Genomic DNA, 14,525 nt, shown 5'->3' on the forward strand with positions numbered 1-14,525 from the left:
TTAAATAAGATCTTTTGTACTTTTTGTTGACCTTACCTGGATTTGATAATCTAAATATTTATGAAATATAATTTATCGCTTGTTAATCACGTTATCTGCTTTGTTATGCTATTTATTGGAACGATTGCTCCAGCATATAGTAATGAGTCGCCTTCAAAGCTCATAAATGAATACTCGGTTAAAATGCTCAACGAGGAAGATGGCTTTATTTCTTCTGAGATATATTCAATTATTCAGGATAACCAAGGGTTACTTTGGTTTGGTACCGCTGAAAATGGCGTTATGCGCTATGATGGTCGAAAAATAACCCTATTTGAATTTGATAGTATGAGTTCAAACGGTTTATCGCATAATGATGCTGGAAACCTGATGTTGGACCACGCTGGAAATATATGGATTGGCACTTGGGGAGGAGGCGCTAGCCTATATGAACCAAAAACAGGAAGCTTTAGTAATTTCATTCATGATCCGCTTCGCCTTGCTTCTATTTCATCTAATCGAATTCAATCCTTATTTCATGACCAAGAGGACAGTATTTGGTTAGGCTCATATGATAAAGGGCTAAGTCGATATTTAGGTAATAATAGCTTTGAGCATATTACAAAGACTGATGATTCACCATCAAGTTTATCCCATAATAGAATATGGGATATTGAAAACAACAATAGTAATAGCCTCTGGGTTGCCACTAGCTTTGGCTTAAATTTATATGACAAAACTAAGCAAACCTTTTCTCATTTTTTCCCTGCTCCAGAAAATAAAACACCAACAGGCGCAAATGAAATACGCAGTATTTTAAAAACGTCAAAAGACAAGCTTTATGTAGGTACTCAACAAGGTCCATTCTCCTTCGATAAAGAAAATGGTCTTTTTACACGATTAAAAACACTTGATAATCAATATTTAGATCAAGTGAATTCTATGATAGAAGACCAAGAGGGTTACGTTTGGTTTGTCACCAGCAAAGGCTTGTTTCGACAATCAAACACCGGCCCTCAAATTGAACAACTTGACCTTGGCAATAACAAGGGTCTAAGAATAATTTTCGAAGATAGCTCTAGAACCATCTGGGTCACTAGCGAAACTCACGGCATATATAAGTTAGTACCACATCGTAAATTTAAATCGATAAATAGCCCTGAACTGACCGCGCCAAATGGAATAACAACAGATGCTAATGGTGATCTTGTCATTGTATCTTCGTCATCGCAGTTATATAAGTGGCAGGTATCATCACAAAAACTAGCCACATTATCAGCACCAATATTTAGCGATGAGAATGGCTATGGCGCTAATAGACTATTAGAAAATCCCATTATATTTCTTGATGGTAATAATAGTTTATGGGTTGCACAAGATGAAGGTTTAGCTAAATTCAACTTAGACACTCAATACGTTGAGTTATTAACCTACCCTAAAACAGATCCAAACCATAAAGAGTTCAGAGAGTTACGAGCCCTTAACATGGACCAATATGGGTACCTTTGGATTGGTACTTATAAAAATGGTGTATATCGCTATAACCCTTCGACTAAAGCCTTTACTCATTTAAATGAATCTTTGGGATTATCTCACCCCGAAGTTTTGAAAATATTTAAAGATAGTGAACAAAATATGTGGGTTGGAACCGGTAATGGTGTAAATCTTTGGCAAGCAGACGAACAAAAATTCATTTCATTTCAAAGTAATAAAAAACAATCTGATAGTTTATTAGGAAATATCGTACAGGATATCCATCAAAGTAGAAATGGCAACGTTTGGATTGCTACGCAAAAAGGACTCAACTTATACCTTCCAGAAACAAAAACCTTTAAACATTTTGATAAAAGAAATGGATTACCTACCTCTTTAATCCGTGCAATTGCTGATGATAAAAGTGGTCATTTATGGCTAACGACCAATAAGGGGATCTCAAGATTAGACCCTTTATCAGGAAAAGTAACTAATTTTGACAGCTATAATGGCTTATTAGGAATGAATTATTATCCAAATAGCCTAGTAAAAGGCGCAAATGAGACATTTTTCACCAGTAGCCAACGCGGCATTGAGTATTTTAGCGCTTCAGATATAGAAACATCCAATGATGAATTCAATCTTGTTTTAACCGGCTTTAATAAAATGGGTCATCCGATAAAGCTTGATAGACCTTATTCTTATGTCACTGATATTGAACTGACTTATCATGACTACTTTTTCTCTTTTGAGTTCTCTCTTTTAGATTTTATTTCACCTAACAAAAACAAGTATGCTTATAAACTTGAAGGCTATGATGATAATTGGATTGAAGTGGGTAATAGAAATATTGCTTCATTTACTAATCTAGATGGAGGTACATATAAACTGCTTGTCAAAGCAACAAACAGCAGTGGTGAGTGGGGAGAAAAATTACTGTCTATTAACTTGTATATATCTCCACCGCCTTGGAAAACCTGGTGGGCATACAGTTTATATGTATTATTAACCTTAATTGTCATATTTATTACCATTTATTTAAGAACACGTTTACAGCAGACAGAAATAGACAGACAAAAGCAATTTGTGTTAACACTTGAAGAGCAAGTGACTGAGAAAACAGCTTCGCTAAAGAAGCAGGCTAAGGACTTAATTGCAGCATTAAAAAAATCAGAAGAAGCAACACAACTCAAATCAGAATTTTTAGCTAATATGAGTCACGAAATAAGAACACCAATGAACGGGGTTTTAGGTATGCTGGGTTTACTCATTGATAGTGACCTAACAAAAGAACAAGCCCAAAACGTAAGCATAGCCAATACCAGTGCCCACGCTTTATTGGCACTTATTAATGATATTCTTGATCTTTCAAAGATTGAAGCGGGTAAAATAGAACTTGAGTATATAGATTTTAATTTACGTAACTTAGTGGGAGAGCTTGCCGAATCTATTTCACTTGCCGCGCAAAGAAAAGGCGTTGAAATAATACTCGATTTAACAGGTATTCCCTGCTCTTTCATTAAATCAGATCCGGGACGAATACGACAAATCCTCACCAATATTTTAAGTAATGCCATAAAATTTACCGATCAAGGTCAGATAGTCATTAAAGCTAAACTCGAACCTGCCCAAAAAGATCATCACTTTATATTTAGTTGTGAAATTCAAGATACTGGCATTGGTATTCCAGCAGAAAAAATATTTTTACTGTTTGGCTCATTTAGCCAAGTTGACGCTTCTACAACCAGAAAATATGGCGGTACCGGGTTAGGATTAAGTATAACAAAAAAACTATGTAAACTGCTCAATGGTGATGTAACGGTATTGAGTAATATAGGCCATGGCAGCTGCTTTAAAGTATCATGTCTAGTACAAGAAAGTGAATTATCGACCCCCGTAGTGCCACCGATAGAAGGCTTAAGGTTAAATATTTTAATTGTCGATGATAATAAAACTAGCCGTGAGGTGTTGCGCAGGCAATTAGAGTGTTGGGGGATAAACGTCACTGAAGCTGAAAGTGCTAAAGAAGCTTTATTTCTTTGTGATGAATGTTTTTCTTCATCAAATTCAACGATATTTGATCTGGCATTAGTGGACATGGAAATGCCATCGATGAATGGAGAAGCGTTAGCTAAAATAATTCGAGCGAATAAAAGCTATGACCCAATGGCATTAGTGATGATGACGTCAATCGATGAAAAACACGACGCTAAACACTTTGCAGACTTGGGTAGTAGTACTTATTTTCCTAAACCAGCAACAACCCGCAATTTATTTAATGCTTTAGCGGTTATTAAAAATAATACCAATACATTAATAACGGCGCATAACAGTATCGACCTAGCAGCAATAAAAAAACCTAATATCGCTGAAATGAAAGGTCACTGGCCTAGAGAAATGCATGTGCTACTTGTTGAAGATAACCGGGTAAACCAAATGGTAGCGCTAGCTGTCTTAAAAAAAATCGGCTTAATCGCAGATCTAGCGACTAATGGTGTTGACGCCTTAAATAGATTAAAAGAAGCGACAGTTATTAAACCCTATACAGTTGTGATCATGGATTGCCAAATGCCAGAAATGGACGGTTATGAAGCAACAAGGAGAATAAGAGCAGGTGATGCTGGAGTAGAAAACACCGCAATTCCAATCATTGCAATGACAGCTAATGCAATGCAAGGTGACAAAGAAAAATGTATAGAAGCGGGTATGGATGATTATTTAACCAAACCAATCGAGCCAATGTTGGTGCTTGAAAAATTAAAGTTATGGCGCCATAAATAAAGATGTTATCGGGCTTGAGCTATTATTATCTTTATAGTATCGGTGTTTAACATATGGATGTGAACTCTGCCCTCGCCTTTTCTACTTTAAAAGAAGTTGCTAATGAACTATTACTGGTATCAACTTTAGACGACCTTTCAACAGACTTTACTAAAGCTCAAACCCTTCTTGAAAGTACGACCCTATTTATATTGTCAGCTATTTTAAAATATGGTTGACGTGAGCATATATACTCTATGACTTTATGCCCCAAAGTGCATAGAAACTGTAAAGTAGTGGTTAAGATGAACAAGCCACAATATACAGCCCTCATGCTTACTCCTGACTTTTTATTTATGTTTCTTTAAATAAAAAAACAAAAAAATATTTTAAATATTCTTTGTATATGTATTAAATATATAATTGATGATACTGAACCATTACGCCTTGGTAAATATTCATGTACGGCGTGATGCGCGTATTGCAAACTAAAGTAGAATGAACTTAATGAATACAATATTAATAGTTGAAGACGATGATCATATCCGCGAGATGGTACTTTATATTCTACAAAAAGAGGAATATACAGTAACAGGTGTTGCCAGTGCAGAAGCGGCGTTGTCATATTGTATGCAAGAAAAGCCCGATTTAATAATCCTTGATATTGAATTACCAGGAATCAATGGTTATCAATTTTGTGAGCGTTTACAAAAAAATATCTCTAATGAGATGCCAGTAATTATTATGTTAACCGATCAAATAGATATCAGTGATATGGAAAAGGGTCTAGCAAGTTATGCTGATGATTATATTGCTAAACCTTTTAACCCTCGCCTCCTTGTGGCACGCATAAAAGCGAATTTGAGGCGACTATCAGGGTTGACTGAACCAGTAGCAAGCGAACGACTTTCATACTTTGGCGTTGCTATTGATATAACCTCTCGGCACGTAACTTTAAATGATGAACATATACAGCTTCAGAAAATGGAATTTGATATTTTGTATTTATTAATGTCATCACCCAATAAAGTATTTTCGCGAGATGCCATTATCTCTCACAGCAAAGGAGATAATTACTATATTGCAGATCGTGCTATTGATAACCAAATATATAAGCTACGGAAAAAACTCGGTGAGGCTGGAAAACATTTAGAGACAGTATCAGGGATAGGTTACCGCTTCTCTGATTAGGTTACTTAGCAGTCAATATCGCTTGAATAGCCGTGTGTAACTCACTAAATGCAATGGGCTTGGAGATGACATCGTTAATGATCGCTAATTCTTGTGCACCCACAACTTGCTCAGGTGTTGCGGTGATAATAATCACAGGTTGTTCCGCAGCTATGGTTTGTATCTTATTTGCAAATTGTATGCCTGTCATTTCTGGCATATTCAAATCAGAAATTACCACATCAAATTTTTCTGGCTCATTACCAAAGGCAGTTAATGCTTTATTACAATTACTAAATGGTATCACTTGATAACCCAATCCTGATAACCTCCTTTTGACTAAAGTCAGCACTGACTTATCATTATCAAGTAGTAATATGCGCTTATTTTGTGTTAGTTGAGCACATCCAGTCTTTTCTTCAGCTTGTTGCCCAATAGTTCCAGGCCTTGGCAACCAAACATTAAAACAACTACCTTGATTCAACTCACTGGTAACATTGATATGTCCCGAGTAACCTTCAACAATGCTATAACATAAAGATAACCCCAGCCCAGTACCGCCAAGCTGTTTTCTGGTAGTAAAATAGGGTTCAAAAATTTGTTGCTGCTGTTGTTGACTCATGCCACAACCGCTGTCTTTTATCGTCAGACAATAGCCGGCTTGCTCTAAATAGCTTTGTTCGCAGATATCTATGACCAGTTGCCCCGGCTCTGTTGCCATCGATTGCAGGGCATTAGTACAGAGATTTAATAATACTTGATATATTTTTGTTGGATCTGCCACTATTGTGAAACACGGATGGGGATCAAATTGCTTTATTACCTTGATATTATCCGCAATGGTCGGTGCGATAGATAACAACAATTCATTTACTTCGTCTTTTAGATCAATTAATTCTTCTTGAACAGAAAGCTTTTGCTGTCCGCCAATCGCTCTTATTTGCTGGGTTAATCGTTTTGCCCGATATGAAGCCTCTAAGACTTGCCCAAGTGCAAATTGAATATCTTCTTTTTTTGGTTCTGTTTTTGCGAGTTCAGCGTAGCCAATAATTGATGTCAGTATATTGTTAAAGTCATGACCAATTCCGCTAGCTAAGGTGCCTACAGCTTCAAGTTTTTGTTTTTGGTATAACTGCTTTTCCAAATCACTTTGCTGTTGAATCAAGGCAACACCACGACGGAAAATGGCCAATAACGTTAATAACAACAACAATAATATATAGGCATAAACATCTGCATTTTGATAACTACTGTCTGTGCCTACCAAGGAACCACTCATTTGATTGACCAGTGCTTTAACCGGCTTCATGCTTTCTGTGCGCCAATAATCTAGGGCAAAAATGTCAATCAACAGTAGCACAACAATAAATTGAACTCGGCGAATATTGGCAGGATCAAAAGGTTTCTGTACATCTACGGTCACTAACATCCGTCTGATTGTAGCCAATATGGCGAGAAAAAGCATAGAAGTGAGCAATGACAAGCCAGCTTGGGTTAACCAATAAGTCTCTAGGTAGGTATCTAAACCCGGCACCATTATTTCAATAGCAAGTCCTGACACGTATGTTAAGAGTATTGAATCAGGTTCCCCACCCAGGCCAAATAGCATTTCATGCCCTAGCGGCCACCAACTAAGAAAGTCTAATCCCCAATACATCACACCAAAAAAATTAACCAACTGAATTAAAGTGACTATAGCAACAAGATAAAAAATGAGCGTGAGCACATAACGTATTTTAAAGTCAGGGAGTTTTATTAATTTCATTTAATGGCCCAAAAAATTCATCGCAGCCAAGCATACGCTAATTTTAAGTGAAGAAAAAATGACAATTAAAAAATATTAGGGTGAACACGAGTTTATATACTTCACTTCACTTTCTGACTGCCTTGATTCTTGTGTTCAAGCATCATCATGAGCAGCTTTAATTAAATTTTAAATTTACTAGCAAATAGGATGTACTGTGAAAAATTCAATAATTAACAAAACTTACCTGACAAAAGGCACTAGCTCAAAAATTGCCATAGCTTGTAGCTCACTGCTACTAGCGTTTACTGTAGTGGGCAAAGAGCCGCCAGTACCAACATATAACCTAGATACAAACTCAAAAACAAAAATTATAACTTCAATTATTAATGAATTAGAACAGGGCTATATTTTCCCTGAAAAAGCCGTAAAAACTGGGGAAATATTGCGTCGCTTCCAGAAAAAAAACAAGTATAAAACCATTAGCGATGCCAATGAGTTTGCGACAACCTTGACTGAGCAATTACAGCAAGAAACTGGCGATAAACATCTGCAAGTTGAATTCAGTAGCGAAATTATTCCTACCGACACTGACACCAAAGCACAAGCGGCTAGAGCCGCATTTGAAATGGAGATGTGGCGTGCGCATAACTTTGGCTTTGAAAAAATTGAACGAATGAAATTCAATATAGGTTATTTCAAATTAACGGCATTTGGCCCCGTCAAAGAAGTTGGCCCTTTGCTTGCCTCTGCCATGAACTTATTAAATAATACCGATAGCTTGATCATTGATCTTAGAGGTAATTTCGGCGGTAACGAACAAACGGTACAGTTGCTTGCCAGTTATCTATTAAACCAACGTACTCATTTACTCGATATGGTTAAACGCAAAGGTAATCGTATAGATCAGCATTGGAGCAGTGACTATGTTGAAGGACAACGCTTTGGAGAAGAAAAAGATGTATACATTCTAATCGACAAAAACAGTTTTTCAGCTGCCGAAGATTTCAGCTATACGATGAAAAACCTCAACCGTGCTACTTTGATCGGTGAAACTAGCGGTGGAGCGGCGAACTCTGGCGACACGGTGAGATTAGATGAGCATTTTAATCTATTTTTACCTACTGCTCGTGGCGTCAGCCCAATAACGAAAACAAATTGGGAAGGCATCGGCGTGATCCCTGATATTAAAGTCGCAGGGGAAGATGCCCTAAACAAGGCACAGGCAGTGATATTAACTAAATTGATGGCGAGTGAACAAGACCCTCGTCGAATGGAGCGAATAAAAGCTCGAATTGCTGAACTTTAATATGTTACCAAAATACCTGAGCAAATTTGGCAAGTTACACCGGCTAGTAGCTAACTAATAAATGATAGTGTCACCCGCATGAATAGCGGGTGACGTTAAAACATGGTACTTGGTGACAAATAATTTCAAAATAACAAATTCCACATCCCATAGTCAGATTCACCGTTCATTATTGTTCTCCTTGGATTCGTTTTCCTTTCTGCCAAAGGCTGTGTAAAAACTCTCAGAGTAAATTTTTTATGTGAAGCTACGAGAATTAACAGGTGGTTTTACCTCAAACATACTACAAAATATAATCTACGGAGCCTTTTTACGTTGATATTATCAAATAACTCAAGTTAGAAATAGTTTTCACACAAGCTGGCCAATCTTAATACCTTCTATATACCTTCCTTGTAGGCTTTATTTTTCTCTGTTAACGCTTGAAATGTTTCCGGTGTCTCTTCGTCAGATGAAGCTTCATCATGATGCTCATGCTTACCGTGACTGCCATGCATAAAAACGTGCATCAAAGGACAGAGTAGTAGGATGATAAATGGCAGGTACTCAAAGAAATGTTGCCGATGCTCTACAAATAAAAAGTATCAGGCCGCATCAATTACCGCCAAAGCGTCCCACCCAGTAGGTGTTGACCAAAATGAGCGCTGTTTATTACTCATGTTCGCCTCCTGAATAATCTTTCAAAGGAGAATCATTAAAAGTAAAATCGTTAACTTGCGCTGGTGTTTGTTGATAAACGCAAAACAATTCATCTACCGTCGTTATGGCGACAAGTCCTTCACTGTTGAGTGCAACATCGACTGTTTTCATGATCAACTGAGCTACTTTCTCGCATGTTCTCCTGATGTATATACTTCAAATTTTTTGCATACAACCCGTCCATCCTTTGTGTAGTTATTACAATAATTACCCCGGCCTTTAACAGAATGAATAGTGAAGCCTGTCACGCCATGATCACAGAGCGCCTTTTCGACATTATCCAATTGCATTTCATCAATAATCGCTGTAATTTTTTTAATCGTCATAAATTACTTCTATCTATCCCTATTCAACAATCAAAGTGCCTGTATACATTTTCATTGGACAATGAAATGGATACTCTCCCGATGGCATTGGAGGCAACTCTACGGATTTATTTATCTCTAACGGTAGTTCTTCACTGACTTCAACGTTTGGAAATATAACGGTAGCAGCGCATGGGCTACCGTCTTTTCTAAAGAAATGAAGCGTTGTTTTCTTGCCTGCTGCTACTTTTATCCTCGACGGTTGATAGACACCGTTATTAACGACAATCGTTATACTTTCAATGCTCGAGTCAACAGCTTTTTCAGGTTTATATAACCAAAACCACCAAACAATTAATGCGATTAGTGCTAAGCCAATTAAATTTATTATCATCATATTGAATTCTCCTTAACTCTTTATATTCGTTAATGATCTTGAGGTTTAAAAAAACGTAACCGATTAGCATTACTTACAACAGTTAACGATGAAAACGCCATAGCAGCGCCTGCGATTACGGGGTTAAGTAACAGACCAAAAAACGGGTAAAGCACACCAGCAGCAAAAGGCACCCCAGCAACGTTGTAAATGAAAGCACCAAAAAGGTTTTGTTTGATATTGCGTAAAGTCGCTTTGCTCACAGCAATAGCATCGGCTAGCCCATGTAATGAGCCTCGCATTAAGGTAATATCAGCACTTTCAATGGCAACATCTGTACCAGTTCCAATAGCAAACCCTACATTGGCCAATGCCAATGCAGGGGCATCATTGATACCATCACCTGTCATACCGACAATTTCTCCTTGCGCTTGTAACTCAGCAACTTTATTTGCTTTATCTTCAGGTAGGACTTCAGCAAACACTTCTGTAATGCCTACTTTTTTAGCAACGGCATTTGCTGTTGCTCTATTATCTCCAGTAAGCATAACTACTCGGATACCATTGGCTTGAAGTCTTTTAATCGCTTCAATAGAATCACTTTTTATGGGATCAGAAACAGCAATAATAGCGGCAAGTTTTTTATCAATGGCGAGATACATTGGGGTTTTTGCTTCCTTAGCAAGCTGCTGAGCTTGTGCGACAAAACCGTTTAGAGCCACTCCGTATTTCAACATCAACTTTTGATTACCAAAGAGCAACTTATGGTCATTAAATACAGCCTCTACTCCATGTCCGGCGATAGCATGAAAGTCAGTGACATTTTCTGGGTCGATACCTTTTTCGATGGTCGAGTCTACAATAGCTTGTGCCAATGGATGTTCTGAGCCACTCTCAATACTCGATGCAACCGTTAAGATATATTCTTCAGTGTAATTATTGTCTGCAATTACAATATCAGTAACTTTCGGAGCACCTTCAGTAATAGTGCCTGTTTTATCGAGGATCATTGCGGTAATTTTTGATGCGGTTTGCAGTGCTTCACCATTGCGAATGAGTACTCCTGCTTCGGCGGCTTTGCCAACCCCAACCATGACAGACATCGGTGTTGCTAAGCCAAGCGCACAAGGGCAAGCAATAATTAAAACCGTTGTTGCTGAGACAACAGCGAAAGCTAATGCGGGATCGGGTCCAAAATTAAGCCAGACTAATGCACTAACGATTGCGGTGATCATAATAACTGGAACAAAATAAGCAGAAATAATATCCGCTAATCGGCCAATCGGTGGTTTTGAGTTTTGTGCTCGTTTCACCATGTTGATAATTTGAGCGAGTGCAGTGTCTTTACCTACACGTGTTGCTTTAAATAAAATTGAACCTGATTTGTTTAAGGTTCCGGCAACGACTTCATCTTCTTCAAACTTTTCTACCGGCATAGGCTCACCTGTTAACATCGATTCATCAATTGACGTGTGCCCTTGAGTTACCATACCATCTACGGGAATTTTTTCTCCTGGCCGCACCCGAACAATGTCGTTAAGCAGTACTTGCTCAATGGCGATATCAATTTCCTTTTTATCCCGTACAACACGGGCTGTTTTAGCCTGTAATCCAATTAAGCGTTTTATCGCATCACTCGTCCTTCCTCGTGCTTTCACTTCCAATGCTAAGCCTAAATTAATCAAACCAATGATCATCGCCGTGGCTTCAAAATACACATGTCTTGCCATTTCAGGTAATGCCATGGGGAAAAACACCACGACCATCGAATAAATCCAAGCAGTGCCTGTTCCCAATGCAATTAGCGTATCCATGTTGGCTGTATGGTTTGTAAAAGATTTCCACGCACCCACATAAAAATGTTTACCCGCAAAGTACATAATAGCTGCACACAAAAGACCGATAAACAACCAAACACCACGCTCTAATGTGGTGTCAACGGTCATAGGTCCACCCGCAAGGCTATAAATCATCAAAGGCACACCTAAACCTAAGGCAACCCACATTTGTCTCATTAGGCGGATATAATATTTTTGATCGGCTATTTCCTTTTCATCTAATAGTTCATCATCACTTGCTTCATTGGCTGATTTAGCGTTATAGCCGATTGTTTCTATTGCCTTTATAAGAAGATCAACACTTACTTGCCCAGTAACCAAAACGGTTCGCAAGGCAAAATTCATTTCAGCGTTGTCAACATCAGGAATACTTTTCAAGGCAAGTTCTATTTTCCCAACACAGCTAGCACAACCAGCACCTTCAATAATTAGTTCTTGAGTACTTTTGTTCGCAAGAGGGTTATCAAGCTTACCAGTTAATTTATTCATTATTATCTCCATTATGATGTACATCTCCTTCTAGCCCTACACTTTCAATTAAGTGACAGATCATATGTCCCGTAGGGTCTTTATTGGGTTTGCTTTGCCATTCACTTATTGCGTTCCTTAGCTTTTCTCTTAATAACAACGCTGCTTGAAATTGCTTTTCGGTTTCTTCAAGGCGATGTTGCACAATACCTCTAACTAGAGGGCAAGCCGTATGGCCTTTATCCGCTTCAACTAAGATGTCTTTAATTTCATCCACTGAAAAACCTAACTGCCTAGCACTTAAAATAAATTTCAATCGCTGTTGAACGGTTTTACCATAAATTTTGTAGCCATTCTCAGGATTTTTAACGGGAGAAATAAGCCCAATACGGGTGTAATAACGCACCGTATCTGCCGTTGTATTCATAGTGTTCGCTAATTCCGTTACTCTCATTACACAATCCTCATTCAAAACAAAGTGGCTATTTAACGATCTAAGCTTAGCTTACACCTATGTCTAAGACACAGGTCAAGTAACAAACTAAAACAATCTATTTTTACTGGCAGTAGCTTTGAAATTTAATTCCTTTGCTACTGCCATATCATTTGGATAAACCAAAATTCTACTTGTTCAGAAAACCAATAATGGCTTTCATGTCATCCTGCGTCATAGGATATTTTGGCATAGCAGAAGCTGTGTTATTAAATTTAGGGTTAGCTAACTTTTTAAGTACAAACGCTTCACCTTTACTCAATACCACGTCATCTAAAGCTGGTCCTAATTTTCCACCTTCTCCTTTAATTTGATGACAGCCCTGACAACCCAATTGTGTAACTAATTCAGCGCCTGTTCTCTTCGGTGCGACAATTTGTGTCTGTGTATTTTGAACATCAGCCGTTAATGTGCTCGCTAGAAAAGCTTCTACTGCAAGGGTTTCTTTACCTGTCATGTGTGCTTTAGCTCTCATATGAGGCATAACCACTGACCATTCTTTTTTAGAGTACTCCTCTGCGGGACGCGCATTGTGACAGCGTCCACAGTTTTCACCGTATATTTTTGCGCCTTTGGCCACTAACGACGGATCACTTACATGCTCTGCTTGTACTGAAAAGGCACTGAGGGTTAACGTAATCAATGGTAATAATAATTTAACTAATTTCATGAGTGTTCTCCTTAAAAGCCAAACGCTAATTGTAAAAATACGCGATCATCGACTATTCCACCGTGACCTGAACCTTCATTGTCGATTGATGTGCTTTCAGCACCCAACTTCAATACCGCACTTGGTTCTAACCAGTAATTGATACCGTAATAAATACGGCTGCCCATTTTGCCAGCATCCTCTTCAAAAGCATGCCCAATACTGCCATCAAAATCTGACTCAATATCAGAGTAGCGAACGACTAACTCAATTGGGTTTAACCAAGCTTTACCTAGCTGACGTGCCTGCCAAGTACCTTGGATATACCAACCATTTTTGTCAAAATCTTTTACCCACTCTTCTCCGTGCTCTCCTTCTACTTCTGCCTCGGTCTCACCTTCGGTTTCTGCACTAGAACCAAAAATTTCACCACGTACACTGGCGTAGCTACCAACCCAGTTAAAATCAATGTTATAAGCGCTGTAGTTTAAGTCACCGTCGCTACTGTAATCACCCGAATAATAAGAAACACCTATTTCCCATTCAGGTAAAAAAGCATAAGCAACACGGCCACCAAAGGCCATACTGTCATTGTTATCGCCTTTTTAGCCTCCATTTCAACGCCACCACCATGATCTCCGGCTTCTTGACGTGGACCACTTACCGTATAAAAATCGGTAAAAATACGACCTGCATCTCCTAAGGTCCATGTATTGGCAATGTTAATACCCGTATCACCCATGATACTTGTAATGCCACCCAATGAGCCGTTGCCACCGTGACCACCATAAAGACCAGGATTACTCGCCGCCTTGTTGATCCAACTTGGGTGTAAATTTGCACCAAATTGCCCAAATGGCAGTAAAAACTTACCCGCAGTAATAATAGTATTATCATTAAAGAAGTAATGTATATTGGCATATTCAAGTTCGGTTTCTGTTTCACCTTCAGCATTGGTACTAAATTCTATTTCAGCTTCAATGTGAATTTTTTCAGAGAGTTGGAATAAAAAGATCGGAACAAAGCGTGCAACGACGTTATTCTGAATGGCATTTCCTTCTTCATCTTTCATGTTTGATTGTGCGATATAAGTCACATCGCCATAACCAGCAAGAGCCAAGCGGCCAATATCTAGAGTTGAGTTTTCTTGAGCTGTAGCAGTTGTCACCGTTGACATTAATATGGCTGCTGCGACAGCCGAATAGAGAGTTACCTGTTTCATGGTATTACCTTAATACTTTATTAAAACGTAGGGCATAGCC

At 38.4% G+C, this 14,525-nt stretch carries 14 protein-coding genes; 4 read left to right on the plus strand and 10 right to left on the minus strand.

Annotated elements, in window-relative coordinates; translation table 11 throughout:
- Nucleotides 1–60 precede the first annotated feature (60 nt).
- From A3Q34_RS01760 to A3Q34_RS01765, 3 genes are all read left to right on the plus strand, one after another.
- Nucleotides 61–4,233 carry a response regulator gene (locus A3Q34_RS01760; protein WP_083277859.1) on the plus strand — a complete coding sequence of 1,391 codons (4,173 nt, stop codon included), beginning with the start codon at nucleotides 61–63 and terminating at the stop codon, nucleotides 4,231–4,233.
- A 53-nt stretch (nucleotides 4,234–4,286) separates the two neighbouring features.
- The gene (locus A3Q34_RS20320) at nucleotides 4,287–4,451 is read left to right on the plus strand and encodes a hypothetical protein (RefSeq protein ID WP_157470749.1); all 165 of its coding nucleotides are present in this window, start codon (nucleotides 4,287–4,289) and stop codon (nucleotides 4,449–4,451) included.
- A 268-nt stretch (nucleotides 4,452–4,719) separates the two neighbouring features.
- The gene (locus A3Q34_RS01765) at nucleotides 4,720–5,403 is read left to right on the plus strand and encodes a response regulator transcription factor (RefSeq protein ID WP_070373790.1); all 684 of its coding nucleotides are present in this window, start codon (nucleotides 4,720–4,722) and stop codon (nucleotides 5,401–5,403) included.
- Between the two features lies 1 nt (nucleotide 5,404).
- Here the strand turns inward: A3Q34_RS01765 and A3Q34_RS01770 are convergent, their stop codons facing one another.
- Nucleotides 5,405–7,147 (minus strand): hybrid sensor histidine kinase/response regulator, encoded by a 1,743-nt coding sequence (locus A3Q34_RS01770; protein WP_070373791.1) that lies wholly within the window; start codon nucleotides 7,145–7,147, stop codon nucleotides 5,405–5,407.
- Nucleotides 7,148–7,343: 196 nt separating this feature from the next.
- On the opposite strand from A3Q34_RS01770, the gene A3Q34_RS01775 reads away from it, so the two are divergent.
- Nucleotides 7,344–8,435, plus strand: coding sequence for a S41 family peptidase (locus A3Q34_RS01775; RefSeq protein ID WP_070373792.1), 1,092 nt, complete (start codon nucleotides 7,344–7,346; stop codon nucleotides 8,433–8,435).
- A 380-nt stretch (nucleotides 8,436–8,815) separates the two neighbouring features.
- Here A3Q34_RS01775 and A3Q34_RS20785 read toward each other — a convergent pair whose 3' ends face one another.
- The 9 genes from A3Q34_RS20785 to A3Q34_RS20795 all read right to left on the minus strand — a co-directional run bounded on the left by A3Q34_RS20785 (nucleotide 8,816) and on the right by A3Q34_RS20795 (nucleotide 14,485).
- Nucleotides 8,816–8,944 (minus strand): DUF2933 domain-containing protein, encoded by a 129-nt coding sequence (locus A3Q34_RS20785; RefSeq protein ID WP_231907407.1) that lies wholly within the window; start codon nucleotides 8,942–8,944, stop codon nucleotides 8,816–8,818.
- A gap of 142 nt (nucleotides 8,945–9,086) precedes the next feature.
- Nucleotides 9,087–9,245 (minus strand): hypothetical protein, encoded by a 159-nt coding sequence (locus tag A3Q34_RS20325; RefSeq protein ID WP_157470752.1) that lies wholly within the window; start codon nucleotides 9,243–9,245, stop codon nucleotides 9,087–9,089.
- 11 nt (nucleotides 9,246–9,256) lie between these two features.
- Entirely contained in the window at nucleotides 9,257–9,460 is a 204-nt protein-coding gene (locus A3Q34_RS01785) for a P-II family nitrogen regulator (RefSeq protein WP_070373793.1), read from the minus strand.
- A gap of 19 nt (nucleotides 9,461–9,479) precedes the next feature.
- Nucleotides 9,480–9,836, minus strand: coding sequence for a cupredoxin domain-containing protein (locus tag A3Q34_RS01790; protein ID WP_070373794.1), 357 nt, complete (start codon nucleotides 9,834–9,836; stop codon nucleotides 9,480–9,482).
- A 29-nt stretch (nucleotides 9,837–9,865) separates the two neighbouring features.
- The gene (locus A3Q34_RS01795; protein WP_070373795.1) at nucleotides 9,866–12,142 is read right to left on the minus strand and encodes a heavy metal translocating P-type ATPase; all 2,277 of its coding nucleotides are present in this window, start codon (nucleotides 12,140–12,142) and stop codon (nucleotides 9,866–9,868) included.
- Complete coding sequence (locus A3Q34_RS01800; RefSeq protein WP_070373796.1) at nucleotides 12,135–12,575, minus strand: MerR family transcriptional regulator; 441 nt, start codon at nucleotides 12,573–12,575, stop codon at nucleotides 12,135–12,137. Before A3Q34_RS01800 ends, A3Q34_RS01795 begins: the two co-directional genes overlap by 8 nt.
- 169 nt (nucleotides 12,576–12,744) lie before the next feature.
- Nucleotides 12,745–13,284, minus strand: a complete 540-nt coding sequence (locus tag A3Q34_RS01805) for a c-type cytochrome (RefSeq protein ID WP_070373797.1) — start codon at nucleotides 13,282–13,284, stop codon at nucleotides 12,745–12,747.
- 11 nt (nucleotides 13,285–13,295) lie between these two features.
- Complete coding sequence (locus tag A3Q34_RS20790) at nucleotides 13,296–13,847, minus strand: hypothetical protein (protein WP_231907408.1); 552 nt, start codon at nucleotides 13,845–13,847, stop codon at nucleotides 13,296–13,298.
- Nucleotides 13,796–14,485 (minus strand): porin, encoded by a 690-nt coding sequence (locus A3Q34_RS20795; RefSeq protein WP_231907409.1) that lies wholly within the window; start codon nucleotides 14,483–14,485, stop codon nucleotides 13,796–13,798. Before A3Q34_RS20795 ends, A3Q34_RS20790 begins: the two co-directional genes overlap by 52 nt.
- Nucleotides 14,486–14,525 lie beyond the last annotated feature (40 nt).

This window comes from Colwellia sp. PAMC 20917 (assembly GCF_001767295.1).
Taxonomy (GTDB): domain Bacteria; phylum Pseudomonadota; class Gammaproteobacteria; order Enterobacterales; family Alteromonadaceae; genus Colwellia_A.

Excerpts from the sequence above, each read along its gene's own strand:
- A3Q34_RS01760 (WP_083277859.1), top strand. The coding sequence starts at position 61 with ATGAAATATAATTTATCGCTTGTTAATCACGTTATCTGCTTTGTTATG.
- A3Q34_RS20320 (WP_157470749.1), top strand. The coding sequence starts at position 4,287 with ATGGATGTGAACTCTGCCCTCGCCTTTTCTACTTTAAAAGAAGTTGCT.
- A3Q34_RS01765 (WP_070373790.1), top strand. The coding sequence starts at position 4,720 with ATGAATACAATATTAATAGTTGAAGACGATGATCATATCCGCGAGATG.
- A3Q34_RS01770 (WP_070373791.1), bottom strand. The coding sequence starts at position 7,147 with ATGAAATTAATAAAACTCCCTGACTTTAAAATACGTTATGTGCTCACG.
- A3Q34_RS20785 (WP_231907407.1), bottom strand. The coding sequence starts at position 8,944 with ATGCACGTTTTTATGCATGGCAGTCACGGTAAGCATGAGCATCATGAT.
- A3Q34_RS20325 (WP_157470752.1), bottom strand. The coding sequence starts at position 9,245 with ATGAAAACAGTCGATGTTGCACTCAACAGTGAAGGACTTGTCGCCATA.
- A3Q34_RS01785 (WP_070373793.1), bottom strand. The coding sequence starts at position 9,460 with ATGACGATTAAAAAAATTACAGCGATTATTGATGAAATGCAATTGGAT.
- A3Q34_RS01790 (WP_070373794.1), bottom strand. The coding sequence starts at position 9,836 with ATGATGATAATAAATTTAATTGGCTTAGCACTAATCGCATTAATTGTT.
- A3Q34_RS01795 (WP_070373795.1), bottom strand. The coding sequence starts at position 12,142 with ATGAATAAATTAACTGGTAAGCTTGATAACCCTCTTGCGAACAAAAGT.
- A3Q34_RS01800 (WP_070373796.1), bottom strand. The coding sequence starts at position 12,575 with ATGAGAGTAACGGAATTAGCGAACACTATGAATACAACGGCAGATACG.
- A3Q34_RS01805 (WP_070373797.1), bottom strand. The coding sequence starts at position 13,284 with ATGAAATTAGTTAAATTATTATTACCATTGATTACGTTAACCCTCAGT.
- A3Q34_RS20790 (WP_231907408.1), bottom strand. The coding sequence starts at position 13,847 with ATGGCCTTTGGTGGCCGTGTTGCTTATGCTTTTTTACCTGAATGGGAA.
- A3Q34_RS20795 (WP_231907409.1), bottom strand. The coding sequence starts at position 14,485 with ATGAAACAGGTAACTCTCTATTCGGCTGTCGCAGCAGCCATATTAATG.